This is a genomic window from Rhodococcus sp. ACPA4 (assembly GCF_002300185.1).
GTDB lineage: Bacteria > Actinomycetota > Actinomycetes > Mycobacteriales > Mycobacteriaceae > Rhodococcus_F > Rhodococcus_F globerula.
On sequence record NZ_NSDY01000001.1, the window covers coordinates 2,642,939 to 2,666,812 of the forward strand.

General features: G+C 61.4%; 26 protein-coding genes. 15 read left to right on the top strand and 11 right to left on the bottom strand.

Annotated elements, in window-relative coordinates:
• The first annotated feature begins 280 nt into the window (after nt 1-280).
• The 9 genes from urtA to CJ178_RS12060 all read left to right on the top strand — a co-directional run bounded on the left by urtA (nt 281) and on the right by CJ178_RS12060 (nt 8,599).
• Nucleotides 281-1,543 carry an urea ABC transporter substrate-binding protein gene (gene urtA, locus CJ178_RS12020; protein ID WP_033235553.1) on the top strand — a complete coding sequence of 421 codons (1,263 nt, stop codon included), beginning with the start codon at nt 281-283 and terminating at the stop codon, nt 1,541-1,543.
• A 48-nt stretch (nt 1,544-1,591) separates the two neighbouring features.
• A complete protein-coding gene (urtB, locus tag CJ178_RS12025) occupies nt 1,592-2,476 on the top strand; it encodes an urea ABC transporter permease subunit UrtB (protein WP_095886765.1) in 885 nt (294 codons plus the stop codon).
• A complete protein-coding gene (gene urtC / locus CJ178_RS12030; RefSeq protein ID WP_033235555.1) occupies nt 2,473-3,579 on the top strand; it encodes an urea ABC transporter permease subunit UrtC in 1,107 nt (368 codons plus the stop codon). The genes urtB and urtC overlap by 4 nt, the downstream gene beginning before the upstream one ends.
• A complete protein-coding gene (gene urtD / locus CJ178_RS12035) occupies nt 3,576-4,394 on the top strand; it encodes an urea ABC transporter ATP-binding protein UrtD (RefSeq protein WP_033235556.1) in 819 nt (272 codons plus the stop codon). Before urtC ends, urtD begins: the two co-directional genes overlap by 4 nt.
• A 3-nt stretch (nt 4,395-4,397) precedes the next feature.
• The gene (gene urtE, locus CJ178_RS12040; protein ID WP_033235557.1) at nt 4,398-5,090 is read left to right on the top strand and encodes an urea ABC transporter ATP-binding subunit UrtE; all 693 of its coding nucleotides are present in this window, start codon (nt 4,398-4,400) and stop codon (nt 5,088-5,090) included.
• 1 nt (nt 5,091) lies between these two features.
• On the top strand, nt 5,092-5,793 hold the full coding sequence (locus CJ178_RS12045) for a GntR family transcriptional regulator (protein ID WP_095886766.1): 702 nt from the start codon (nt 5,092-5,094) through the stop codon (nt 5,791-5,793).
• A gap of 103 nt (nt 5,794-5,896) precedes the next feature.
• Nucleotides 5,897-6,886: an LLM class flavin-dependent oxidoreductase gene (locus CJ178_RS12050; RefSeq protein ID WP_095886767.1), complete on the top strand. Its 990-nt coding sequence runs from the start codon at nt 5,897-5,899 to the stop codon at nt 6,884-6,886.
• Nucleotides 6,887-6,896: 10 nt separating this feature from the next.
• Complete coding sequence (locus CJ178_RS12055) at nt 6,897-8,069, top strand: MFS transporter (RefSeq protein ID WP_095886768.1); 1,173 nt, start codon at nt 6,897-6,899, stop codon at nt 8,067-8,069.
• Entirely contained in the window at nt 8,066-8,599 is a 534-nt protein-coding gene (locus tag CJ178_RS12060) for a carboxymuconolactone decarboxylase family protein (protein ID WP_033235561.1), read from the top strand. Before CJ178_RS12055 ends, CJ178_RS12060 begins: the two co-directional genes overlap by 4 nt.
• Nucleotides 8,600-8,606: 7 nt before the next feature.
• Here CJ178_RS12060 and CJ178_RS12065 read toward each other — a convergent pair whose 3' ends face one another.
• Nucleotides 8,607-9,182 (bottom strand): TetR family transcriptional regulator, encoded by a 576-nt coding sequence (locus CJ178_RS12065; RefSeq protein ID WP_045063965.1) that lies wholly within the window; start codon nt 9,180-9,182, stop codon nt 8,607-8,609.
• 68 nt (nt 9,183-9,250) lie between these two features.
• On the opposite strand from CJ178_RS12065, the gene CJ178_RS12070 reads away from it, so the two are divergent.
• Nucleotides 9,251-10,849, top strand: coding sequence for an MFS transporter (locus CJ178_RS12070; RefSeq protein WP_092802254.1), 1,599 nt, complete (start codon nt 9,251-9,253; stop codon nt 10,847-10,849).
• A 52-nt stretch (nt 10,850-10,901) separates the two neighbouring features.
• On the opposite strand, the gene CJ178_RS12075 is transcribed toward CJ178_RS12070, so the two are convergent.
• The gene (locus CJ178_RS12075; RefSeq protein ID WP_095886769.1) at nt 10,902-11,753 is read right to left on the bottom strand and encodes an SDR family oxidoreductase; all 852 of its coding nucleotides are present in this window, start codon (nt 11,751-11,753) and stop codon (nt 10,902-10,904) included.
• A 118-nt stretch (nt 11,754-11,871) separates the two neighbouring features.
• On the opposite strand from CJ178_RS12075, the gene CJ178_RS12080 reads away from it, so the two are divergent.
• Complete coding sequence (locus CJ178_RS12080) at nt 11,872-12,285, top strand: winged helix-turn-helix transcriptional regulator (RefSeq protein WP_095886770.1); 414 nt, start codon at nt 11,872-11,874, stop codon at nt 12,283-12,285.
• Nucleotides 12,286-12,327: 42 nt separating this feature from the next.
• Here CJ178_RS12080 and CJ178_RS12085 read toward each other — a convergent pair whose 3' ends face one another.
• From CJ178_RS12085 to CJ178_RS12095, 3 genes are all read right to left on the bottom strand, one after another.
• On the bottom strand, nt 12,328-13,320 hold the full coding sequence (locus tag CJ178_RS12085; protein WP_095886771.1) for an iron-siderophore ABC transporter substrate-binding protein: 993 nt from the start codon (nt 13,318-13,320) through the stop codon (nt 12,328-12,330).
• 138 nt (nt 13,321-13,458) lie between these two features.
• Entirely contained in the window at nt 13,459-14,862 is a 1,404-nt protein-coding gene (lpdA, locus tag CJ178_RS12090) for a dihydrolipoyl dehydrogenase (protein WP_095887944.1), read from the bottom strand.
• Between the two features lie 49 nt (nt 14,863-14,911).
• A complete protein-coding gene (locus CJ178_RS12095) occupies nt 14,912-15,898 on the bottom strand; it encodes a dipeptidase (protein WP_095886772.1) in 987 nt (328 codons plus the stop codon).
• 223 nt (nt 15,899-16,121) lie between these two features.
• Between CJ178_RS12095 and CJ178_RS12100 the strand changes: the two genes are divergently transcribed.
• From CJ178_RS12100 to CJ178_RS12110, 3 genes are all read left to right on the top strand, one after another.
• Nucleotides 16,122-17,168, top strand: a complete 1,047-nt coding sequence (locus CJ178_RS12100) for an alpha/beta hydrolase (RefSeq protein WP_033235569.1) — start codon at nt 16,122-16,124, stop codon at nt 17,166-17,168.
• 176 nt (nt 17,169-17,344) lie between these two features.
• Nucleotides 17,345-18,391: an alpha/beta hydrolase gene (locus CJ178_RS12105; RefSeq protein WP_033235570.1), complete on the top strand. Its 1,047-nt coding sequence runs from the start codon at nt 17,345-17,347 to the stop codon at nt 18,389-18,391.
• Between the two features lie 84 nt (nt 18,392-18,475).
• On the top strand, nt 18,476-20,527 hold the full coding sequence (locus tag CJ178_RS12110) for a prolyl oligopeptidase family serine peptidase (RefSeq protein WP_257013111.1): 2,052 nt from the start codon (nt 18,476-18,478) through the stop codon (nt 20,525-20,527).
• A gap of 4 nt (nt 20,528-20,531) precedes the next feature.
• Here CJ178_RS12110 and CJ178_RS12115 read toward each other — a convergent pair whose 3' ends face one another.
• A complete protein-coding gene (locus tag CJ178_RS12115) occupies nt 20,532-21,365 on the bottom strand; it encodes an alpha/beta hydrolase family protein (RefSeq protein ID WP_033235572.1) in 834 nt (277 codons plus the stop codon).
• Between the two features lie 44 nt (nt 21,366-21,409).
• Complete coding sequence (ppk2, locus tag CJ178_RS12120) at nt 21,410-22,324, bottom strand: polyphosphate kinase 2 (RefSeq protein ID WP_033235573.1); 915 nt, start codon at nt 22,322-22,324, stop codon at nt 21,410-21,412.
• Between the two features lie 138 nt (nt 22,325-22,462).
• Between ppk2 and CJ178_RS12125 the strand changes: the two genes are divergently transcribed.
• The gene (locus CJ178_RS12125) at nt 22,463-22,666 is read left to right on the top strand and encodes a PspC domain-containing protein (RefSeq protein WP_033235574.1); all 204 of its coding nucleotides are present in this window, start codon (nt 22,463-22,465) and stop codon (nt 22,664-22,666) included.
• A gap of 68 nt (nt 22,667-22,734) precedes the next feature.
• Here CJ178_RS12125 and CJ178_RS32750 read toward each other — a convergent pair whose 3' ends face one another.
• The 4 genes from CJ178_RS32750 to CJ178_RS12135 form a co-directional block, all read right to left on the bottom strand.
• Nucleotides 22,735-22,878, bottom strand: a complete 144-nt coding sequence (locus CJ178_RS32750; RefSeq protein ID WP_165826256.1) for a hypothetical protein — start codon at nt 22,876-22,878, stop codon at nt 22,735-22,737.
• A 59-nt stretch (nt 22,879-22,937) separates the two neighbouring features.
• A complete protein-coding gene (locus tag CJ178_RS12130) occupies nt 22,938-23,231 on the bottom strand; it encodes a hypothetical protein (RefSeq protein ID WP_092802275.1) in 294 nt (97 codons plus the stop codon).
• 82 nt (nt 23,232-23,313) lie between these two features.
• Complete coding sequence (locus tag CJ178_RS32755; RefSeq protein WP_165826254.1) at nt 23,314-23,457, bottom strand: hypothetical protein; 144 nt, start codon at nt 23,455-23,457, stop codon at nt 23,314-23,316.
• Between the two features lie 59 nt (nt 23,458-23,516).
• On the bottom strand, nt 23,517-23,708 hold the full coding sequence (locus CJ178_RS12135; protein WP_045063985.1) for a hypothetical protein: 192 nt from the start codon (nt 23,706-23,708) through the stop codon (nt 23,517-23,519).
• Nucleotides 23,709-23,874: the final 166 nt, after the last annotated feature.

Sequence of the window (23,874 nt, forward strand, 5' to 3'; positions counted from 1 at the left end):
CGAATATCGAGGATGCTAACACCGAGCCTGCTCTGACCTGCGGAGTGAGCACTCGTTCATCCAACCGACATATCGGACACACGATGGTGATCGAGTCTATTTCTTTCAGAAACAAGTTCTCCCTACGCTCATCCGCATCGACGAATACAACGCCGTATACGCGAGCCGGATACATCACATCCGGTAGTCCGTTCCCCGAAGCCATGTACCTGTAGCCACGCCCCTGTTTGCACGTCGGCGAAAAGCAGGTACTGAAGTCATGAAGACGAAAGGCCCGTCTATGCGAACCTTCTCGAAGCGCACCCTCGCCGCTCCGGCAGCTCTTGCAGCTCTGGGTTTGGTACTCACCGGTTGCGGAAGCAAAGCCTCTGATACGACGTCGGGTGACACCACGGCAGCATCGTGCGTCGACACCTCCGGCGACACGATCAAGGTCGGTTCACTCAACTCGTTGTCCGGCACCATGGCCATCAGTGAAGTGACAGTGCGCGATTCGATTGCACTCGCAGTTCAGGAGATCAACGACGCCGGTGGCGTTTTGGGCAAAAAGGTTCAGATCGTCGCCGAGGACGGCGCATCCGAGCCGACGGTATTCGCAGAAAAGGCGGAGAAGCTCATCAGCAGCGACTGTGTCGCAGCCGTTTTCGGCGGTTGGACGTCGTCGAGCCGTAAGGCCATGCTCCCGGTCTTCGAAGACAATAATTCGCTCCTCTATTACCCCGTTCAGTACGAGGGCCTCGAGGATTCCAAGAACATCTTCTACACCGGCGCTACGACCAATCAGCAGATCATCCCGGCACTGGACTACCTGAAGGAAAAGGGCGTCAAGTCCCTCTACCTGGTCGGAAGTGACTACGTCTTCCCACAGACCGCCAATCGCATCATCAAGGCGTACGCGGAAGCAAACGGCATCGAGATCAAGGGCGAGGACTACACGCCGCTCGGTTCGACCGACTTCTCCACCATCGTCAACAAGGTCCGCACGGCCGACGCCGACGCCGTATTCAACACGCTCAACGGCGATTCGAACGTCGCGTTCTTCCGCGAGTACACCAATGTGGGCCTGAAGCCGGCCGACATGCCTGTTGTCTCGGTGTCCATCGCAGAGGAAGAGGTCGGCGGCATCGGCGTGCAGAACGTCGAAGGACAGCTGACGGCCTGGAACTACTACCAGACCATCGACACCCCGGAGAACAACAAGTTCGTCGCGGCATACAAGGCGAAGTACGGCCAGAACAAGCCGACGTCCGACCCCATGGAAGCTGCATACACCTCGGTGTACCTGTGGAAGAACACGGCCGAGAAGGCCAATTCCTTTGCTGTCAAGGATATTCAGGACAACGCCGACGGCGTCACCTTCGAAGCCCCCGAAGGCCTCGTCACCATCGACGGCGACAACCATCACATCACCAAGACCGCCCGCATCGGCGAAATCCGAAGCGACGGACTGATCTACACCGTCTGGGATTCCGGTCAGCCGATCGAGCCCGACCCGTACCTCGAGAGCTACCCGTGGGCCTCGGGTCTCGGCGCCAGCAAGTAACAACCTGACCGCAATGAAACCGACTGGTAGAGAGGTGGAACGTCTGTCATGGATGTTGTGATCGGACAGCTGTTCACAGGTTTGAGCATCGGCTCGATTCTGTTGTTGGCTGCATTGGGACTATCGCTCACGTTTGGCCAAATGGGTGTCATCAACATGGCCCACGGCGAGTTCATCATGGCCGGCTCGTACACGGCCTACGTTGTACAGCAGGTAATCTCCAATGCAACCGGTTCGTTGATCATCTCTCTACTGGTCGGTTTCATCGTCGGCGGATTGATGGGTGTGGCCCTGGAAGTGCTTCTGGTGTCACGGATGTACCACCGCCCGCTCGACACGTTGTTGGTGACGTTCGGCGTCGGACTGATCCTTCAGCAGTTGGCGCGCGACATCTTCGGTGCGCCTGCCGTCAACACCACCGCACCGTCCTGGCTTTCGGGCGGTATCGACATCCTCGGCGCCGTAGTTCCGAAAACCCGCATCTTCATTCTGGTGCTGGCAATCGCGGCGGTGATCGCATTGTCTCTGGCACTCAAGCAGTCGTCGATGGGTAGGCGCATCCGCGCCGTAGTCCAGAACCGCGATCTGGCCGAGACCAGCGGAATATCTTCCCGCCGTACCGATATCACCACCTTCTTCCTCGGATCCGGACTCGCCGGCGTTGCCGGTGTCGCCCTGACCCTGATCGGTTCCACCAGCCCGACCATCGGGCAGTCGTATCTGATCGACGCGTTCCTGGTTGTGGTCGTCGGCGGACTCGGACAGATGAAGGGCGCAGTGATCGCCGCGTTTGCACTCGGCATTCTGAACTCCTTCATCGAGTACTCCACCACCGCATCGATTGCCAAGGTCATCTTGTTCGTCATCATCGTCGTCTTCCTCCAAGTGCGTCCCCAGGGACTGTTTGCAGTCAAGACAAGGAGCCTCGTATGAGCGTCCTGACCAATCCCCGAATCCGGGTCTGGGGCGGATTCGCGCTCGCCGCGATCATCCTGTTCGGACTGGCCCCAGCCGTGCTCTCCGACTTCCGGCTCTCCCTGCTCGGAAAGTTCCTGTGCTTCGCGATCGTCGCAGTAGGCATCGGACTCGCCTGGGGCAGAGGCGGAATGCTCACCCTCGGCCAAGGTGTGTTCTTCGGCATCGGCGCCTACGTCATGGCAATGCACCTCAAGATCGCCGACGCCGAACTCAAAGGTGACGCGGTACCCGATTTCATGGCGATCGCCGGCAAGACCGAACTGCCCGGTTACTGGCAGCCGTTTGCCTCCCCGTTCGTCGCGATCTTCGCGGTACTGTTCCTGCCCGCGACCGTCGCGTTTCTCCTCGGACTCGGCGTCTTCAAACGACGCGTCAAGGGCGCATACTTCGCGATCCTCTCGCAAGCTCTCGCCGCGGCATTCGCCATCCTGCTGATCGGTCAGCAAACCATCGGCGGCAGCAACGGACTCAACCGTTTCCGCACGTTCTTCGGCTTCAACCTCAACGACCCCGCGAACAAGCAGATGCTGTTCTTCATCGCCTCCGGAGTGCTCCTCGCCTCCGTCGCCCTGATCCGGCAGCTGATGAACTCGCGCTACGGTGAACTGCTTGTCGCAGTGCGAGATCAGGAAGAGCGCGTGCGCTTCCTCGGATACGACCCTGCCAACATCAAGCTGGTCGCCTACGTCACCGCCGCATTCCTGGCCGGTATCGCCGGAGCGTTGTTCGTGCCCATCGTCGGCATCATCTCCCCCGCCGACGTCGGAATCGTTCCCTCCATCGCATTCCTCATCGGCGTGGCGATCGGCGGCCGCGCAACGCTTCTCGGCCCCGTGCTCGGTGCCATCGGTGTTGCCTGGGCTCAGTCGGCCTTCTCCGAGAAGATGCCGTCCGGCTGGATCTATGCCCAGGGTCTGATGTTCATCGTCGTCGTCGGGTTCTTCCCCGCCGGAGTCGCCGGACTCTTTGCGCTCCTGCGCCACCGCCGCAAGCGTGAAAAGACCACCCCCGAAACACCGAAAATCAGCGAACCGGAAACTGTGGAGGTGTCCGTATGACCAGCACCGGTACAACCGACACAAGCGCACCGAACCCCGTATTGGGCGGCAATGCCGGAATGTCCTCCGAATACCTGGAAGTGCGGAACTTGAGTGTCAGCTTCGACGGATTCAAGGCCGTCGACAGTGTGGACCTGACTCTGATGCAGGGTGACCTTCGCTTTCTGATCGGCCCCAACGGCGCCGGAAAGACCACCCTTGTCGACGCCATCACCGGATTGGTACCGGCGACGGGTTCGATCACCAAGTCCGGTGAACAGTTGCTGGGCAAGAAGGTTCACAAGATCGCCCGCCTCGGGGTCGGGCGCACCTTCCAGACCGCCAGCGTCTTCGAAGAACTCTCCGTTCTGCAAAACCTGGACATCGCTGCCGGTGCGGGCCGCTCCCCGTGGGAGTTGCTGCGCACCCGCAAATCCGTTCTCCCCGAGATCGAGGAAGCCCTCGAAACCACCGGACTCGAAGCTCTACGCGATACACCCGCCGGAATCCTCGCGCACGGGCAGAAGCAGTGGCTCGAGATCGGAATGCTTCTGGTACAGAACTGTTCGGTACTTCTGCTCGACGAACCCGTCGCCGGAATGAGCCTGGAAGAACGCGAGGAAACCGGCAACCTCCTGCGTCGTATCGGTGGTGCGCGCACCGTGGTTGTCGTCGAGCACGACATGGACTTCATGCGAGCATTTGCCACCTCGGTCACCGTCCTCGCAGCAGGCAAGGTTCTTGCGGAAGGAACTGTCGCGCAGGTTCAGGCCGATCCCAAAGTCCAAGAGGTCTACCTCGGCACCGCTGCGGCTGTGCCTCACGGCGAGGAGTGAATCATGCTTGAAATCAAGGACGTCCGCGCCGGATACGGACGCACCGAGGTCATCCACGGAATCTCGCTCACCGTTCCGGGCAACGGTGTCGCCGCCGTCATGGGCCACAACGGCGCCGGAAAGACGACGTTGCTCCGAGCCGCTGTCGGGTTGATCAAACCGACCAGTGGAACGATCCTCCTGAACGGCGAAGACATCACGACGCTGCGCCCGAGCGCCCGCGTCACCCGCGGCCTCGCCTATGTCCCCCAAGGACAACAATCCTTCGGCCAACTCACCACGGCCGAGAACCTTCAGGTTGTCGCGGACGGCCGCAAACGCGGAAAGGCGCTGATTGCAGAAGCATTGGATATGTTTCCCGCGCTGACCACACTGCTCGACCGCCGGGCCGGCTTGCTGTCGGGTGGGCAGCGACAGCAACTCGCCATCGCCCGCGCCCTCATCACCGAACCGAAAATTCTGATCCTCGACGAACCCACCGAAGGTATCCAACCCAACGTCGTCGCCGAGATCGAACGCACCATCATCGACCTCACCAATCGCGGCGATCTCGGAGTCCTCCTGGTCGAACAGCACATCGGGTTCGCGCTCCAGTCAGCGCAGCACTACAGCGTTCTCGCGGCCGGTCATGTGACGTCGACCGGAGAGGGAGGCACTACATCCACCGATGCCGTCCGACGAGCGATGGCCATCTGACATGTCCGCCGTCGAACATTCGACCGGATCGCTGCGGGATCAGGTGTATCAGTCGATCCGGGCCGATCTGATGGCCGGGAAGATCACGCCGACGGAACGACTGAGCGAGGAGCGACTCGCGCAGATCTACGGAGTATCGAGAACTCCGGTGCGAGAAGCTCTGGCCCGCTTGCAATCCGACGGTTTGGTTCAACGCGGCGAGCATGGGCTGTATCCGTATCGGCCACGCCTGGAAGATCTCAACGGATTGTACGAGCTACGAATATTGCTCGAACTGCAGGGAATTCGCCGAGTCATCGACACGGAGTACGCCCGGCACGACGCAGATATTCTGGGCGCTGAACTCGAAAAGTGGTATGCGTTGCGCACCCATTCACTCGAACCGGACTCCAGCTTTGTCACCCTCGACGAGGAGTTCCACACGGCACTACTTGTATCGGCCGGAAACCCCGCACTGACGGAGGCCTTGGCAACCGTCAATGCCAAAATCCGGCCGGTACGGATGTTCGACTACCTGACACCGGCCGGGATCGAAGCGACGATCGACGAGCACATCGCGATAGCTGAACTTGTTCTCGACAACAAGTTGCCACAAGCGCTCGAGTCGTTGCGGGCGCACATCGACGACGGCAGGCTCGTGGTTGTCGAGCACGCGCGGCAGGCGTTGTCGTTGGCGGCACTGGCAAGTGCGGTTCGATACTGAAGGGCGCGTTTCGATTTTTCGGGTGGTGAGGAAATAGGAATGCACTCGCGGCGGTTGCACCTCACAACAACTGTTTTCTGCCGCCTCGAAAGGTGCCCACTTCATGTCGGTTCCACTCTCCATCCTCGATCTTGCGCACATCGGCCAGAACGAGACCGCCAAAGACAGCTTCGACGCCAGTGTCACGCTGGCGCAGCGAGCCGAGGAGTGGGGCTACCAGCGAATCTGGTACGCCGAGCACCACAACATGGGCTCCATCGCGTCGTCCGCGACCAGTGTCCTGATCGGCCACGTTGCAGCTCACACCACCAAGATCCGACTTGGCGCCGGTGGCATCATGCTCCCCAACCACGCACCGCTCACCATTGCCGAACAGTTCGGCACGCTCGAGACACTGCACCCTGGACGCATAGATCTTGGCCTCGGCCGCGCACCCGGCAGCGATCAGAAGACGATGCAGGCCCTGCGCCGCGACCCCAGTTCGTCCGACAGCTTCCCGCAGGATGTCCTCGAACTTCAGGGATATCTTGGCGACACCTCGCGCATTCCGGGCATCAGCGCGGTGCCAGGCAAGGGCACCCATGTCCCCCTCTACATCCTCGGTTCGTCACAGTTCGGCGCAAAACTTGCCGCGATGCTCGGCCTTCCCTACGCGTTTGCGTCACACTTCGCGCCCAACGCTCTTCGCGACGCCGTGACCATCTACCGCCGGGAGTTCAAGCCGTCGGAACAGTTGGCGGAGCCGTACGTGATCGCGGGCGTCAATGTCATCGCCGCCGATACCACCGAGCAGGCTCAGCAAGAGTTCCTCGAATCCAAGCGCAACCGCGTCAGCTTGCTCCTCGGCCGCGGCCGCACGTTCACCGACGACGAGGCCGACATGTTGCTCGACTCCCCCGCCGGTCAACAGGTTCTGCAAATGGCCAGGTACAGCGCCGTCGGCACACCCGCAGAAGTCCGCACGTACCTGGACGAATTCACCGAGCACGCGCAGGCCGACGAGTTGATCACCGTCTCCACCGGCACCAACCGCGCCGCGTGGCTGCGCACGTTCGAACTACTCGCCGACGTCAGCAACCTGGTGCCCGCCTAAGCTGCGGGGCATGGGCGATCCATCCCGTCGCGGGTTCATCTCGGTACTTGCCGTACTTCTGTCGACGGGGTGGGCCGCCAACCACTTTGCCTCCCTCATCCCGGTGCTGCGGGGACACGAGGGACTCTCGCACGCGGTTCTCGACGGCGTGTTCGGCATCTACGCGCTGGGTCTGCTGCCCGGACTGTTGACCGGTGGTGTGCTGTCCGATCGTGTCGGACGAGCAGCCGTTGTCCTGCCAGGAGCTCTGGTGGCGTCGCTGGGCACGGTATTTCTCTTGCTGTGGCACAACACTTCCGGCCTCCTGGTTGGCCGTCTTGTGGTCGGCGTCGGCGCCGGTCTGGCAATCGGCGCCGGCACAGCCTGGGCCGCTGATCTGCGTGGCAAAGCCGGAACCGTGATGGCCGGCGTTGTCCTCACTTCCGGTTTTGCCTTGGGTCCCTTGTTCTCCGGCCTGATGGCCCAGTTCGCGGCCTTTCCTTTGGCCACGCCCTTTGTCGTCTCGGCGCTGCTGTCCGTCTGTTCCGTTGCCGCCGCGGCGATGTGGAGTCGAACACGGACCTCACCTTCGGCAGCGCTCCCGTTACCGGCCGACGGGGAACGATCCGTCCGCTCGGCCTTGATCTGGGCGCTACCGCTCGCGCCCTGGGTGTTTGCCAGTGCGACAGTCTCATTCGTGACGATGTCCGCGCGACTAGGCGATCGATACTCCGGACCACTACTCCCCGGAATAGCCGCAGCACTCACACTCGGCGCGGGCATCATCGTTCAAACCATTGCCCGTCATCGCGATTGGGGCAGGCAGGCCGGAAGCGCCGGTGCCGGATCAGCCGCGCTCGGATACTGCCTCGTCGCAGCCGGCGGAGCCCACCCGCCGCTTGCCCTGTTTGTCGTGTGCGCCCTCACGCTCGGAACCGCATACGGCCTGTGCTTGCGTAGCGGTCTCCTCGACCTCGAAACCCTTGCGCCACCGGCGTCACGCGGAACATTGACGGGCATCTTCTACGTCGGCACGTACCTCGGCTTCGGACTGCCGGTCTTGCTGGTTGTCCTCGAACCGAGCCTGGGACCGTCGATACCGATGCTCGTTCTCGCGGCACTTGCCGCGCTGGTTGCCGTAATCCGATTCCGGGCAGTGTTAGCGTCGTATCAACCCACGACACTCGAGGAGTACGCGTCATGACCGCACGCATCCGGCCAGGCCGATTCAAAGAACTTGGCCCGATCAACTGGGGAATTTGGCGTGTCCTCTCGAAAGCCGCGGGCGCACCGGACGCACACCTGTTCAGCACGTTAGGTCGGACCGGCGGCCTGTTCCGAGGTTGGCTGCACTACTCCGGGTCACTGATGCCCGGCGGCAGGATCTCACGCCACGACACCGAACTGATCATCCTGCGCGTCGCACACCTGAGGCAGTGCGACTACGAAATGGATCACCACATCAGGCTCGGCCGAAAGGCTGGAATCGACGCCCAGGAGCTTGCCCGAATTATCGAGGGCCCCAACGCTTCCGGGTTGAGTTCTCGTCACCACGCGATCTTGACCGCGGTCGACGAGTTGGTCACCACCAAAGACGTCACCGACGTGACCTGGAACATGTTGTCCCAGCACCTCGACGACCGTCGGCTCATCGAATTCACGTTGCTGGTCACCCAATACGACGGCTTGGCTACCACTATCGCGACGTTGCGCGTCCAACGCGATTTTTCGTAGCCGGCCATCAGGGTTTGCAAATACGAATTGTCGCTTCCCGCACCACTTCACGGCGGCGCGCGAGTTCCTGCGCGTCCACGGATTGATTGTCGATAATGCCGGGTGCGACCACCCAGGCAAAGACGAGGCCGAAGATCAAGGTAATGAGGTCTTCCGGATTCCAGTGCGCTGCGATGCCGCCGTCGTCCTGAGCCTTGCGGATCGCAGCCATCCGCGGGAGCCAACTGGAGTGCTCTTCGGCTTGCTTACGCATCCGCGGGCCTTCACCTTGCAGTTGGCCCCAGATCATCATGCGCTGGATGTGCGGCTTTCGGGTCATGGCATCGAACAATTCGACAGCATGCTGCGGTATGTCCCCGCCCACCCACTCCACGCATTCCATGGCTTCGACAAAATCGGCGTCGAGCACAGCGTGAAAGAGCGCCACCTTGTCACCGAAGTACGCGTAAAGCCGTTCCTTGCTGGCGTTGCCGTTCTTCGCGATGCGATCGATCCGTGCGCCGGCGAGTCCGTAGGTGCCGAATTCTTCTAGCGCTGCGTCAAGGATTCGCTGCTTCGTTGCGGTCACATCTGTGGGAGCCATAGTGATTATCGTAACCGAACGAACTATTTCGTTTGACTCTCGAAGAAGCGCTCACTTACCTTGTAACGATGACCACCACTGACGTCGAAAGCGGCGCAACGCCGCCGTCTCCGGCGATCTCCGAAAACCCGAATCATCAACGACGTTGGCTGGTGCTCTGCATCGTCGCGTTTGCACAACTCATGGTGGTGCTCGACGGCACCATCGTCTCCATCGCCCTGCCCGCCGCGCAGGCAGAACTCGGAATCAGCGACCTCGATCGCGCCTGGGTTGTCACCTCGTACGCGCTGGCATTCGGCGCACTGCTTCTGCTCGGTGGCCGCATCGCCGACTACTGGGGACGTAAGCGTTCCTTCATCGTCGGCATGGCCGGCTTTGCCGTGGCGTCAGGCATCGGCGGGATCGCCCAGACCGGTATCGAACTCTTCATCGCCCGCGCCGGGCAGGGTGTCTTCGCGGCACTGCTCGCGCCCGCCGCGCTCTCGATGCTCACCACCACCTTCATCGGAGAAAAGGAGCGCGCCAAGGCTTTTGCCGTCTACGGCGCGATTTCCGGTGGTGGCGCAGCGATCGGCCTGCTGCTCGGCGGCGTCCTGACTCAGTACGTCGACTGGCGCTGGTGCCTGCTCGTGAACATTCCGATCGCGCTCATCGCGATTGCTGCTGCCGTCCCGATCGTCAAGGAAACCAAGGCACACGGCGACACGAGCTACGACCTTCCCGGCGCCGTCCTCATCGCACTCGGACTCGGATCCCTGGTCTACGGATTCACGCGCGCCGAGCACGGGTGGGGTCAGACCGATACCCTCCTGTTCATCGCTTTGGGCTTGGTCTTCCTGGCACTGTTCGTGGTCGTCGAGAGTCGTAGCAAAAATCCGCTTCTGCCACTGAGCGTTCCGTGGCACCGCGACCGCGGCGCCGCACTGATCGGGTCCATGCTCGTCGGCGCAGCGCTTCTCGGCGGCACGTTGTACCTGACGTTCTACCTGCAGATCGTGCTCGGATTCAGCCCTGTCATGGCCGGCGTCGGCTCGCTGCCGATGGCCTTCTTCATCGTGCTTGCATCCACCGCTGCCGCCCAGCTGTCCACCAAGATCGGCCCCAAGCCGCTCATGGTCGCCGGCCCCCTGGTTGCCGCAGTCGGACTGCTCATGCTCACCCAGATCGAGGTCCACAGCTCCTACTGGACCCACGTGTTCCCGGGTCTTGCCATCTTCGGCTTCGGTTTGGGCCTGCTGATGGTGCCCATGCAGAACCTTGCACTGATCGGTGTTCCCGACCACGACGCCGGCGCAGCCAGCGCCCTCGTCAACGCAACGCTGCAGATCGGCGGCGCACTGGGAACCGCACTCTTCACCACGATCTACGCGTCGGCCAAGTCCGCATTCACCACCGACAACGCGGCGCCGATCCCCCCGGAAGGCATTCCCGTCGACATGTCGAACGCGACCGTTCCGACCGGCGACGAATTGGCTCTGCTCCCCCAGCCGGTGCAGGACTTCATCGCCTCGATGACCGACTACGTCTTCGGTGCCGAGGTCTCCGGATACACCGCCGCATTCGGTTGGGCGGCAATCCTGTTGGCGATCATCGCACCAGTCGTTGTGGTGCTCGTCCGCGCCAAGAAGGGCGACCTCCCCGCTGAGGGCGCTGTCCATATGGGGTAAACCCCTGTGCGCCTTTCTGGTAGTTCCCGCTACCAGAAAGGCGCACCGGCGGTTACGCCTTCTTCAGAACCTCAGCCACCGGCGTGCTGGCGCGGCCGATCAACTTCTGCAGATCACCGGACTCGGTGTCCAGCGCTCCCTTGGCGATTGCAGCGTCGGAATCCGCGAGAATCTCTGCAACAGGGGCGGGCAGGCCGACGCTCTCGAGAATGCCTTTGTATGCCTCCTCCGGCACAAACTGATACACGACAGGCTTGCCGGCAAATTCGCTGACCTTCTCCGCGAACTGGGCATACGTCAGACGCTCGTCACCACCCAATTCGTAGACTGCGCCTTCGTGGCCGTCCGTGTTGACGACAACTGCGGCAGCGTCGGCGTAGTCGGCCCGCGATGCAGCGGCGATCTTTCCGTCAGCGCCCGCTCCGGCCACTGCGCCGCGCTCGATAACGCCGGCCAGGTCATTGAGGAAGTTCTCCCAGTACCAACCGTTGCGCAAGAGTGCGAACGGAATTCCACTCGCGGCAAGCACATCCTCGGTCGCCTTGTGCTCGGCTGCGAGCTTCATCGGCGTATCCTGAGCGTCCAAAATGCTTGTGTACGCGATGAATCCGACGCCTGCAGCCTTTGCCGCGTTGATGATGTTTGTGTGCTGCGCAAGCCGCTGGCCCACCTCACTGCCCGAGATCAGCACCACTTTGTCGACGCCGGCAAAGGCTGCTTCCAATGCGGTGGCGTCGGTGTAGTCGGCCTTGCGAACCACCACGCCGCGGGCTGCGAGATCCGCCGCCTTCTCCGGATTACGAACCACGGCGACGATGTCCGACGCGGGTGTGCCCCGCGTGATCAGTGCCTCGACAACAAGTTGTCCGAGGTTTCCCGTTGCTCCGGTGACTGCGATGCTCATGCGAACTCCCGTTTTAGGTTGAAGCGTAAATGTGCTCTGCAACCATCATGCACTAATTATTCGTAAGTGCAACCCTGCAAGTTAGCGCTATCGGTATGTTTAGTAGTAACCTGGGGACATGACCAGCACCGATACCCCTGACTGTGCTGCCGAAACAGATCAGGATCCCACCCTCGAGGCCGATGTGTTCGCTCGCGGATGCAATTCTCGGGCAGCGCTCCAGAACGCAACCGGCCGCTGGGGCGCACTTGCATTGGCAGCACTCCACGAAGGCCCGTACCGGTTCAGCGCACTACGTCGACGCGTCGACGGCGTCAGCGAGCGCATGCTCTCGCAGACCCTGCAGACACTGGAGCGGGATGGTCTCGTGCACCGTGAAGTGCTCGAAACCATCCCGCCCAAAGTGGAATACAGCCTGACCGAACTCGGCGCAGACGTGGCCGGCAAGATCACCGCCCTGATCGAATTGCTCGAATCCCGCGTGCCGACAATCATTGCGTCACAAGAGTCTTACGACGCCCGCAATCAGTGACGCCCGCAATCAGGGAGGCCCGCAATCGGTAAAGCCTGAGAGTCAGTCGAGCGCCCCCGAAAGCTGAGCGATGAACTCGTCGAACGCATACGGGACGCTCAAGACCGTCGGCGCTGACGTTGCCATCGCGTAGTCCATTCCGACGAGGCGAACGATCCGGCCGTTCGACACCGAGGTCATGTTGGCAAACGGACCGAAGGCCATCAGCTTGTCGAGATTGGTGCCGTCGGCGTCAACCAGAATGAAGACGTCTGCGTCGAGGGTTTCGATGGACTCCATCCCCACGGACACCGAACTGTCGCCGGACGTGCACACCGCGTCGACCCCGGGCGAGGTCTTCAGCCCGAGCTGACCCAGCAGACGGATGCGAGGATCGGTGTTGCAGAACACGATCAGGCCCTCGTCGGTGCGCATCGCGTATGTTGCCGTCTTGCCCTCGAACTGCGGATGTTCGGCGGCTTGCCGCTCGAAATACGCTCCGGTGTCGTCGATCAACTCCTGTGCGCGTGCGGGCTGCCCGAGCGCTGCACCGATCATGCTCATCTGCTTGTCCCAGGCGGTGTCCCAGGGCTGATCGGGAAATGCGACGGTGGGCGCGATGTCACTCAGTCGCTGATATTTCTCCGCGGTGATCCCCGAATACACGGCAAGGATCAGGTCGGGGTCGAGGGCAAGGATCTGCTCGAACGGCACATCCGGATTGGTGGTCATCAGAACCGGCGTCGCGCCGTTCAACAGTGAAGCGTCCCAAGGCAATATGTTGTTCTCGACACCGTCGCCCGAGAAGCTCTCCATCGCGACGGGCACCTTGTTCAGGGCAAGCACTGAATCTTGGCTGCTCCATCCGATGGTCACGATCCGCATGGGTTCGGCATCGATCGTGGTCGAACCGTAGGCGTGGTCGACTGTCACCGGAAAGGCGCCGGCTTCGGCGGATGCCGTCGAAGCCGCGGTCGACTCGGTACCGGCCGAGTTTCCACACGCGGTGAGACCGAGAGCCAGAGCGGCCGCGAGCAGTACACAACGAGTTTTCATGAATCGGGACGCTAGTGCGCCGTCAGCTCAGACCCGGACTCGAAGTCGCGATCTGGCGTGTTGGCAATACAAAAAGGCCCGTGCGCCTTTCTGGTTGCGTGAGCTACCAGAAAGACGCACGGGGGCCGCAGGCCCTACCTAGAAGTTGATCATGTGGCCGGCGAGGCCGTGGATCGCTTCCTGCAGCGCCTCACTGAGCGTGGGGTGCGTGTGGACGTTGCGTGCCAACTCGTTGACCGTGAGGTCCCATTTCTGGGCCAGGGTCAGCTCGGGCAGCAGTTCCGAGACGTCCGGTCCGATGAGGTGTCCACCGAGCAGTTCGCCGTGTGTGGTGTCGGCGATCAGCTTGACGAAACCGGTCGGGTCACCGAGACCGTGGGCCTTGCCGTTGGCAGCGAACGGGAAGTTCGCGACCTTGATGTCGTAGCCCTCGGCCTTGGCCTGCTCTTCGGTCAACCCGAAGGACGCGACCTGCGGCTGGCAGAACGTCGCACGCGGCATCATCCGGTAGTCGCCGAGCGTCTGCGTGTCTGCGCCGCCGATGGTCTCGGCTGCAACGACGGCCTGCGCCTCCGCGACGTGTGCCAGCTGCAGCTTGGCGGTCACGTCACCGATGGCGAAGATGTTCTCGACGTTGGTGCGCATGTAGTCGTCGATCGCGATGGCGCCGCGGTCGGTGAGGGCGACACCGGTGTTCTCGAGGCCGAAGCCCTCCACGCGCGGTGCAAATCCGACGGACTGCAGAACCTTGTCCACGACCACGGTTTCGATCTCGCCGGACTTGTTGTCCTTGATCGAAACGCTGACCTTGCTGCCGTCGTCACTGATGGACTGGACAGCGGCGCCGGTCTTGATGGTGACGCCGAGCTTCTTGTACTGCTTCGCGATTTCCTTCGAGACGTCGGCGTCCTCGTTGGGCAGTGCCCGGTCGAGGAACTCCACGATCGTCACGTCGACGCCGTAGTTCTTGAGGACGTAACCGAACTCCATGCCGATGGCGCCGGCGCCGACGATGAGGATCGAGCCCGGCAGGTCGCGGGTGAGGATCTGCTCTTCGTAGGTCACCACGTTCTCGCTCAGCGAGGTGCCCGGCAGCAGCTTGGTGTAGGAACCGGTGGCGATGATCGCGTTGTCGAACGTGATCGTCTCGATGCCTCCCTTGCTGAGCTCGACGTTGATGGTGTTGGCGTCGGCGAACGTGCCTTTGCCGTCGAATTCGGCGATCTTGTTCTTCTTCATCAAGAAGTGGATGCCCTTGACTCGCCCGTCGGCAACCTTGCGGCTGCGATCGAAGGCGGAGCCGAAATCGAAGGACACGTCTCCGGACATGCCGAACGTCTTCGCTTCTTTTGTGAAGATGTGCGCGAGTTCGGCATTGCGGAGAAGCGCCTTGGACGGGATGCAGCCCACGTTCAGGCACACACCGCCCCAGTACTTCTGCTCGATGATGGCAGTGCTCAGGCCCAGTTGTGCCGCGCGGATAGCAGCGACGTACCCACCGGGGCCGGCTCCGAGGACAACGACGTCATAGTGTGAGGTCACGATGTAACAGGGTAGTCCTGCATCGTTTTCCTGTCCCCGGATGGTCGCCTTACCGGCCAGTAGACCAAACTTCTGCGGCAACTCGGGCGAAATTTCCGCCGTAGATCGCTTCGATCGAGGACTCGTCGAAACCGCGCCGACGCAGAACGACGTCCAAGGTGAGGGTGTCTTCCGGCGGAACCCACTGCAGCGGTCCCCACGCGGTGTACGCCTCGGAGAACGACGCCGCATGATTGTGTATCTCGTCGAGGAAATCCTCCGCGTCGAACGAATAGTCCGAACCGATCCCGACGTGATCGACACCGACGAGTCCGACGGCTTCCTCGATGTGATCGGCCATCGCCTCCAGCCTGGCTTTGTTGTCGTCGGGGCCGTTGACGCCGAGGAAGATTCCCACGCCGTTGATCCCGATAACTCCGCCGGTGTCGGCACACGCCTTGGCCTGATCGTCGGCGATGTTTCGGGGGTGCTCCCACAATCTGCGGAGATTCGAATGGCTGTAGATCATGGGACGTGTCGTGGCAGCGGCCAGATCCAGACCGGTCCGGGTCGAGCAGTGCGAGCCGTCCACCATCATGCCGACGCGGTTCATCTCGGCCACGAGTTCGCGGCCGTACGCAGTCAAGCCTGTGTCGACGGCGTCGAGGCACCCACAGCCGGCGGCGTTGACGTGGTTGTACGTCGGCAACATCGACCGCACGCCCAGATCGTAGAAGTACGCGATGTTGTCGGGATCGCCGTCGAGTGGGTTGGAATCCTCGAGGTCGAATGCCAGCGCGATTCCGCCGGATCGCTGCACGTCGGCAACATCGAGAATCGTCGAGACCGGTGTGATTTCCGGATACTCGACGCGCGCCTGCCAGGCAAAACTCTTGACCAGGGCGGTTGAATCGGCACGTGTGTGCGGCGCGTAGCCGACATTGACCGAAACGTAACTGCCCTCAGGCCGCCGGTACCGCAATAGCTCCGCAATAGAGGCATTGGACTGCAACGGCAAGCAGCAGTGCTGTTCCCAGATCGGATATGTCCGGTTCACCCGTTGAGCATATAGGTAAACAGCCAGGTCAATTCGAAACTGGTCAATCGTTCAGCAAATCTTCGGTTCACTGGCGAATAGCGCGCCGATGCTGTAGAAAGATCAAGACTTGCACGCTCTATATGCGTCGGGATGCAAAAACCCATACGGAGAAGTGTCGACGAAGGATCGTTCCACCCGGGGCGGATCTACAAGGTAATTCAGGTGGAGGGTTCTTAAGCCTATGCGTTCTCGTACATTCAAGCGCGGCCGTGTGGTCGCCGCGATTGCAGCGGTGTCCGTGCTGCCGATGCTTGTCAGTCCGGCCATGGCTTCTGCCGGTGGTGACACCGCTGGAACTCGTACCGCTCCCGCAGCGTATTCGACGGATTCCTACCTCGCGAGCCGCACCGACAACGGCCGCAAGTCCACGATCACCGTGTACTCGCCGTCGATGGGTCGCGACATTCCCCTCGAGGTCATCCTTCCGGCTGACACGAGCGAACCGCGTCCGACGCTCTACCTCCTCAACGGAGCAGGCGGCGGCGAAGACCGCGCGACCTGGCAGCGTCAGACCGATGTCATGGACTTCTTCAATGACAAGAACGTCAACGTCGTCACCCCGATCGAGGGCGCATTCAGCTACTACACCGACTGGGTTAACGAAGATCCGGCTCTCGGTGTTCAGAAGTGGCAGACGTTCCTGACACAGGAACTCCCGCCCGTCATCGACGCAGAGTTCAACACCAACAAGGTGCAGTCGATCTCCGCGATCTCCATGACCGCCACCTCGGTGCTCAACCTCGCGATCGCAGCCCCCGGCCTCTACAAGAGCGTCGGCGCGTACAGCGGTTGCGCCGAGACCAGCACGCCGGTCGGCCAGAGCTCCATCGAACTGGTTGTCGGCATGCGCGGCGACGCGGATGTCACCAACATGTGGGGCCCGCTCGACGGACAGGGCTGGATCGACAACGACCCTGTTGTCAACGCCGAGAAGCTCCGCGGCACCGAGCTGTACGTTTCCACCGGCTCCGGTCTGCCCGGCCCGCACGACACCCTCGCCAACGAGGCAGTCGACGGCCAGGTCGGCGTGTTGGCCAACCAGATCATCGTCGGCGGCATCATCGAGGCAGCGGTCAACTACTGCACCCACAACCTCGCGTACCGCTTGAACGAACTGCAGATCCCGGCAACGTTCGACTTCAAGCCCACCGGCACCCACTCGTGGGGCTACTGGCAGGACGATCTCCACAACTCGTGGCCGATGATCGCCAACTCCATGGGCGTCTGACACCACCAGCTTCAAGCACTCGACCCCGCTCTCCTCGACTTGGAGAGCGGGGTTGTGTGCTACATGGATGCTGGAACCATCAAACGCTCCCCTGACCATGGCAATTCTGGTTTACTGACCAGTGACATCGACCCCGGACACACGCCGGGGCACACGTAGTGGAGGTTTCAGATCGTATGGGCGCTCGTACATTCACGCGGGGACGTTTGGTCGCTGCAGTAGCGGCACTGTCCGTGATCCCGATGCTGATCAGTCCCGCCATCGCCTCCGCGGGCGGCGACTCATCCGGCACAACGGCACAAGCCACATCGGGTACCTCCGGTTCGTACCTCGCGAGCCGTAGCGACAATGGCCGCAAGTCCACGATCTCCGTGTACTCGGCGTCGATGGGTCGCAACATTCCGCTCGAGGTCATCCTCCCCGCAGACAACAGCGCACCGCGCCCGACGCTCTACCTCCTCAACGGCGCGGGCGGCGGCGAAGACTCTGCGACGTGGCAGCGCAAGACCGACGTCATGAACTTCTTCCAGGACAAGAACCTCAACGTCGTCACCCCGCTCGAAGGCGCGTTCAGCTACTACACCGACTGGGTCAACGACGATCCCGAACTCGGTCGTCAGAAGTGGCAGACGTTCCTGACACAGGAACTCCCGCCCGTCATCGACGCCGAATTCAACACCAACAAGGTCCAGTCGATCTCCGCGATCTCCATGACCGCCACCTCGGTTCTCAATCTCGCAATCGCGGCCCCCGGCCTGTACAAGAGCGTCGGCGCCTACAGCGGTTGCGCCGAGACCAGCACGCCGGTCGGCCAGGGCGCTATTCAGCTGGTCACCGGTATCCGTGGTGGGGCTGACATCGCGAACATGTGGGGCCCGGTTGGCAGTCAGGGTTGGATCGACAACGACCCGGTTGTCAACGCCGAGAAGCTCCGCGGCACCGAGCTGTACGTCTCCACCGGGTCCGGTCTGCCCGGCCCGCACGACACCCTCGCCAACCCGGCGATGAACGGTGAACCCGCCAATCTGGCCAACCAGATCATTGTGGGCGGCCTCATCGAGGCAGCGGTCAACTACTGCACCCACAATCTGGCCTACCGTCTGAATCAGCTGCAGATCCCCGCGCAGTTCGACTTCAAGCCCACCGGTACCCACTCGTGGGGCTACTGGCAGGACGATCTCCACAACTCGTGGCCGATGATCGCGCGTTCGCTGAACGTCTGAGTCCACCCACTTTTCGGCCCCGTTCCCACTGCCTTTCGGGAGCGGGGTCGAATGCTGTCGGCGGGGAGCAGTAAGAATGGAGCCATGACATCCGATCAGAACTCCCCCGTCGACAGCGATCCGTACCTGTGGCTCGAAGACGTCACGGGCGAGACCGCTCTCGACTGGGTGCGTGCGCACAACGCCGTCACCGAAGCGCAACTCGCAACCGGTGAGCGCTTCGAGCAGATGCAATCGGATGTCCGCGAAGTCCTCGACACCGACGCTCGCATCCCGTACGTGCGTCGCCGCGGTGAGTATCTGTACAACTTCTGGCGCGACGGCACCAATATTCGTGGATTGTGGCGACGGACCACGCTCGAGCAGTATCAAAGCGACAACCCCGAGTGGGACGTGTTGGTCGACCTCGACGCGTTGGCCGAAGCCGAGGGCGAGAACTGGGTCTGGAAGGGCACACAGTTGCTGCGCCCCCACCGCGATCGCGCCTTGATCAGTTTGTCGCGCGGTGGAGCCGACGCCGCAGTGGTTCGCGAATTCGACATGGAGACACGACAATTCCTCTCTCCTGATGGACCCGATGCAGGTTTCTACCTTCCCGAGGCCAAGACCGACATCGACTGGATCGACATCGACACCGTGTATCTCGGAACCGATACCGGGCCGGGATCACTCACCGATTCCGGTTACCCCCGTCTCGCACAGCGATGGAAGCGCGGCACTCCCCTCTCCAGCGCCGAAACGCTGTACGAGGGCGAAAGCACCGACGTTGCGGTCTCCGCATCACATGATCCGACGCCTGGCTTCGAGCGGGACTTCGTCACCCGCTCCGTCGACTTCTACAACTCACGACGGTTCCAGCTCACGCTCGACGACGAACTCGTTCTCATCGACACACCCGAAGACGCCGGTATCTCGATTCACCACGAGTGGTTGCTGATTCGCACCAAATCGCCGTGGACGGTCGAGGACACCGAGTACGCAACGGGCACCTTGCTGGCCGCTCGATACGAGGATTACCTCGCGGGCGCTCGCGAACTCACGGTCCTGTTCGAGCCCGACGATCATTCGTCGCTCGACCACTACAGCTGGACCCGCGATCATCTGATTCTCGTCGTTCTGACCGACGTCCGGACCACCCTGCGCATTCTGACTCCCGCCGACAACACTTGGGAAGAAAGGCCTTTCGAGGGCCTGCCCGAGCTCACCACCATCGAAATCCTGGACACCGATCCCGATTCCGGCAACGAGTACTTCCTCAACGCCAGCGGATACACCTCGCCGGCAACGCTTCTGCACGGAGTCATCGGGGAATCCGAACCCACAGTTGTCAAGTCTGCGCCCGCATTCTTCGATGCCACAGACATTGTGACGCAACAGTTCTTCGCAACCTCGGCCGACGGTACCCAGGTCCCCTACTTCGTGGTCGGCACCGAAGACAGCACACCCGGACCCACTCTTCTTTACGGCTACGGCGGATTCGAGGTGTCGCTGACTCCGTCGTACAGCGGTTCCATCGGGCGGGCCTGGCTCACTCGCGGCGGCACGTACGTCGTGGCCAACATCCGCGGCGGCGGCGAGTACGGGCCAGGTTGGCACACACAGGTTCTCAAGTCCGGACGCCACAAGGTGCACGAGGATTTTGCGGCTGTCGCTCGCGATCTGGTCGACCGCGGCATCACCACACCGGAATTGTTGGCCGCCCAGGGTGGTAGCAACGGCGGACTGCTCATGGGCATCATGCTCACCAAGTACCCAGAGCTGTTCGGCGCCATAGTCTGCCAGGTTCCACTCCTCGACATGCGACGGTTCCATCTCCTCCTGGCCGGCGCATCCTGGATGGCGGAGTACGGCGACCCCGACAACGCTGACGAGTGGTCCTTCATCTCGCAGTACAGCCCGTATCAGAACATCGACGCGGACGGCTCGTACCCGCCGATCCTCATCGCGACGTCCACTCGCGACGACCGCGTCCACCCAGCGCACGCTCGCAAGATGGCCGCGCGCCTGGAGGAACTGGGCAAGCCGGTGCTGTACTTCGAGAACATCGAAGGCGGGCACGGCGGCGCCGCGGACAACGCGCAGTTGGCCTACAAGACCGCGCTGACCTACGAATTCCTGTGGCAGAAGTTCAGCTGAGCGATCAGCGGTCGCGCAGCCAGGCGACGATGCACTCGGTCACAGCATCCGGTTTCCGGATCCAGCCGTTGTGACCGAGTGGTTCGTCGACGTGCACCATCGTCACCTGTGATCCGGTGAGCTTGTCCACCAAGTTCTTTGCGGATCGACGCGGAGCAAGGTCGTCGCCGTCGATGGTGACGGACAGGACCGGCAGGTTCAGGCGGGCGATCCGCTCCTCGTAGTCGATGTCTGCGCCGACGGGTTCGATGGTGCCGGTGCGCGCAAATCTGGCCCAGTCGGTGATCAACACTTTCGACTGCCGCCCGAAGCCGCCGACACTCAGGCGATCACCGGGCCAGAACCCGGCGATGTTGGCTGTCACCGACATCGCCGACGAACCCAGATACAACCCCGGAGCGCGAATGCCCGGGAAGCCCCGGTGGTACGGCGAACCGGACGCCACCAGGATCAACCCACCGAGGCGTCCGCGAATCCTCGCTGCGTACATCGTCCCTAGCTGACCACCCATGCTGTGACCGAGCAGGAATGGTGTACTCGCTGGGAACCTTTCGCGCACCACTTCGAAGGTGGCGGGGAAATCTACCGACACCAACTCCTGATACCCGAAACTCGACGACGCACTTGGTCGCGGCCGGCTGTCGCCTTGGCCACGCAATTCCCCGATCGCCGCGTTGAACCCCGCGGTGACCAACGCTTCGGCCACCGGATCGTAGAACCCAGCAGGCACACCGAGACCGGGAAACATCACGACAACGGGAGCGTCGTCGACCGGTCCCGGAAACAGGCGGATCGGAGTGACGGTTCCATCGGGAAGTTGGATCGGCACGGTCTCCATTCGTCTCACACTAACGACCGCGACGGCATCGGTCAGCAGTCTTGCTATTCCAGGCTGCCCACAACCAGCGGATCAGGCGTTCCGACGATGTCGTGATCCTTGTTGTCGTAATCGAACTGGCTGAGGACATGCCGCATCGCGTTGATCCGCGCACGCTTCTTGTCGTTGCTCTTGATGACGGTCCACGGAGCGGTCTCCGTATCGGTGAAGCGGATCATTTCTTCCTTCGCGGCGGTGTACGCATCCCACTTGTCGAGGGAGGCGATGTCCATCGGCGAAAGCTTCCACTGCCGAACAGGATCCACCTGCCGAATCGCGAACCGCGTCCGCTGCTCGAGCGGTGAGACGGAGAACCAGAACTTGATGAGGCTGATGCCGTCGTCGACAAGCATCTGCTCGAACAACGGAACCTGCCGCAGAAAACGCTCGTGCTCCTCGTCCGTGCAGAACCCCATGACACGCTCGACTCCGGCCCGGTTGTACCAGGAGCGATCGAACATCACGAGTTCGCCCGCAGCGGGAAGATGCTGCACATAGCGCTGGAAGTACCACTGCGTCGACTCTCGCGCCGACGGCTTTTCCAATGCAACGACGCGTGCGCCTCGCGGGTTGAGGTGTTCCATGAAGCGCTTGATGGTGCCGCCTTTGCCTGCTGCGTCGCGGCCTTCGAACACGATCGCGTGGCGGGCACCGGTTTCTTTGGACCAGTTCTGCAGCTTCAGGAGTTCGATCTGCAGCAGACGCTTGGCGATCTCGTACTCTTCGCGTGACATCCGAGAGTCGTACGGGTATCCCTCGCGCCACGTGTCGACCTCGAAACCGCCTGGTGCCGTGAGCAACACGGGATCGTCGTCGTCACTGTCGTCGACGGTGAATGCCGTCGTGTCAGTCAGGTCCACCGCACTCGACAGGTCGGCGAAGGCACTGAGAAAAGGACGGCGCTCTGCTATCTCGGTCATTCCCGACAGGCTAGCCGTCAACAGCAACCAGTTGGTGACGCCCTGATGAACGGGCGAATTCGATGCTCGGTGAAGATCAGGGATAGATGGGGGTGATTCCCGATGGTCGAAGTGGCCTGGTCAGGCCAGACTTGAACCATGACATTCGAGAGCAACACACCCCGCCCGTTCACCCGATCCACCGACAACAAAATGCTCGCCGGAGTGTGCGGCGGGATTGCAGAATATTTTGGCGCCGACGTCAATCTGGTTCGCGTTCTGGCAGTAATTGCTGCCGTCTGCACCGGTGGAACTGCAGCCTTGGTTTATCTTGCAGCCTGGATGCTCATGCCATTGGGATAGCGCGCCCGTGAAAAGTATTGTGGGGCCCACGCATTTCTCGCGTGGACCCCACAATAAAAACTCTTGACCTATTTCGCGGCTTTGAGCGTTCCACCACTGAGTTCGGCAAGCGCGGTCAGGCCTTTGACAGCGATTTCGCTGACGCTGCCTAGCCCCTGGCCGATAAGAGTTCCGACGGAACCCGCAGCATCCATTACGGAGCCTTCAATCATGTTTGTTCTCCTTCTATCCGCACAGTTACGGGATGGTCAGATAATTCAGAGCTGCAAGACTACGGAGCGACAACGGCGGGTGCGAAACTGATTGCATCAAAAGATCCGGAGATCCCACCGAAGGTATCACCCAACGAGCCGAACAAGTTGGCACCCAAGTTATCCAACCCTAACAGCACATTCACCAGTGCCTGAGTTGCGGTTTCGCCATTCTCCATAACATAACCGAGGATGTTTGCCAGCGACCCCATTTTTAACTCCTCAACAGAAAACTTGCGAACATTGTCTATCAGCACGTTAGCGGCAAAACTGGAATTCAGTGGCGAAATGGAAAATTGTCTGTCAATCTCCATAATTAAGGTCAAATATGCAGGTACAGAGCATTTTGGGGCCCGCGCGACGTGCGCCCGGGCCCCAAAACCAAGCTCTTTTGTGCTACTTGGCGGCTTTCAGCGTTCCACCGCTCAGTTCGGCAAGAGCGGTGAGGCCCTTGACAGCAATATCGGCAACACTGCCCATGCCCTGGCCGATAATGGTGCCAACGGAACCCGCAGCATCCATGACGGATCCTTCAATCATGTTGTACTCCTAAATATCTGTTGAGTGAAGTGGATGTGCCAACTGCTCAGATTGCAGGATCAAGCTGGCGGGATAACTTCAGGCAGGAAACTAATCGTGTCGAGAGATCCGGAGATCCCTCCGAAGGTGTCACTCAGAGAGCCGAAGAGATTGGCACCCAAGTTATCCAATCCCATCAGCATGTTGAGAAGGCTCCCCAGCTGAGTGCCCATCCCGTCCGGTCCAAGAAGAATGTCCATCAAAGAACCCATGACTGAACTCCCTATCTAGAAGGATCCCCACTCGACCGCCAAAGAATCGGTTCCGGCGAAGGTTCACCGTTGATGTGTCGTCTACGACCTTAGTGTTAATCCTAGAACCTGTGTCCGAAATGAACGATTAACTCGATTTTCCCATTCTCGAAACAATTTACCGGAC

Bases quoted from the DNA above. Each gene is read 5' to 3' on its own strand.
- urtA (WP_033235553.1), top strand. From the start codon at position 281: ATGCGAACCTTCTCGAAGCGCACCCTCGCCGCTCCGGCAGCTCTTGCA.
- urtB (WP_095886765.1), top strand. From the start codon at position 1,592: ATGGATGTTGTGATCGGACAGCTGTTCACAGGTTTGAGCATCGGCTCG.
- urtC (WP_033235555.1), top strand. From the start codon at position 2,473: ATGAGCGTCCTGACCAATCCCCGAATCCGGGTCTGGGGCGGATTCGCG.
- urtD (WP_033235556.1), top strand. From the start codon at position 3,576: ATGACCAGCACCGGTACAACCGACACAAGCGCACCGAACCCCGTATTG.
- urtE (WP_033235557.1), top strand. From the start codon at position 4,398: ATGCTTGAAATCAAGGACGTCCGCGCCGGATACGGACGCACCGAGGTC.
- CJ178_RS12045 (WP_095886766.1), top strand. From the start codon at position 5,092: ATGTCCGCCGTCGAACATTCGACCGGATCGCTGCGGGATCAGGTGTAT.
- CJ178_RS12050 (WP_095886767.1), top strand. From the start codon at position 5,897: ATGTCGGTTCCACTCTCCATCCTCGATCTTGCGCACATCGGCCAGAAC.
- CJ178_RS12055 (WP_095886768.1), top strand. From the start codon at position 6,897: ATGGGCGATCCATCCCGTCGCGGGTTCATCTCGGTACTTGCCGTACTT.
- CJ178_RS12060 (WP_033235561.1), top strand. From the start codon at position 8,066: ATGACCGCACGCATCCGGCCAGGCCGATTCAAAGAACTTGGCCCGATC.
- CJ178_RS12065 (WP_045063965.1), bottom strand. From the start codon at position 9,182: ATGGCTCCCACAGATGTGACCGCAACGAAGCAGCGAATCCTTGACGCA.
- CJ178_RS12070 (WP_092802254.1), top strand. From the start codon at position 9,251: ATGACCACCACTGACGTCGAAAGCGGCGCAACGCCGCCGTCTCCGGCG.
- CJ178_RS12075 (WP_095886769.1), bottom strand. From the start codon at position 11,753: ATGAGCATCGCAGTCACCGGAGCAACGGGAAACCTCGGACAACTTGTT.
- CJ178_RS12080 (WP_095886770.1), top strand. From the start codon at position 11,872: ATGACCAGCACCGATACCCCTGACTGTGCTGCCGAAACAGATCAGGAT.
- CJ178_RS12085 (WP_095886771.1), bottom strand. From the start codon at position 13,320: ATGAAAACTCGTTGTGTACTGCTCGCGGCCGCTCTGGCTCTCGGTCTC.
- CJ178_RS12100 (WP_033235569.1), top strand. From the start codon at position 16,122: ATGCGTTCTCGTACATTCAAGCGCGGCCGTGTGGTCGCCGCGATTGCA.
- CJ178_RS12105 (WP_033235570.1), top strand. From the start codon at position 17,345: ATGGGCGCTCGTACATTCACGCGGGGACGTTTGGTCGCTGCAGTAGCG.
- CJ178_RS12110 (WP_257013111.1), top strand. From the start codon at position 18,476: ATGACATCCGATCAGAACTCCCCCGTCGACAGCGATCCGTACCTGTGG.
- CJ178_RS12115 (WP_033235572.1), bottom strand. From the start codon at position 21,365: ATGGAGACCGTGCCGATCCAACTTCCCGATGGAACCGTCACTCCGATC.
- ppk2 (WP_033235573.1), bottom strand. From the start codon at position 22,324: ATGACCGAGATAGCAGAGCGCCGTCCTTTTCTCAGTGCCTTCGCCGAC.
- CJ178_RS12125 (WP_033235574.1), top strand. From the start codon at position 22,463: ATGACATTCGAGAGCAACACACCCCGCCCGTTCACCCGATCCACCGAC.
- CJ178_RS32750 (WP_165826256.1), bottom strand. From the start codon at position 22,878: ATGATTGAAGGCTCCGTAATGGATGCTGCGGGTTCCGTCGGAACTCTT.
- CJ178_RS12130 (WP_092802275.1), bottom strand. From the start codon at position 23,231: ATGGAGATTGACAGACAATTTTCCATTTCGCCACTGAATTCCAGTTTT.
- CJ178_RS32755 (WP_165826254.1), bottom strand. From the start codon at position 23,457: ATGATTGAAGGATCCGTCATGGATGCTGCGGGTTCCGTTGGCACCATT.
- CJ178_RS12135 (WP_045063985.1), bottom strand. From the start codon at position 23,708: ATGGGTTCTTTGATGGACATTCTTCTTGGACCGGACGGGATGGGCACT.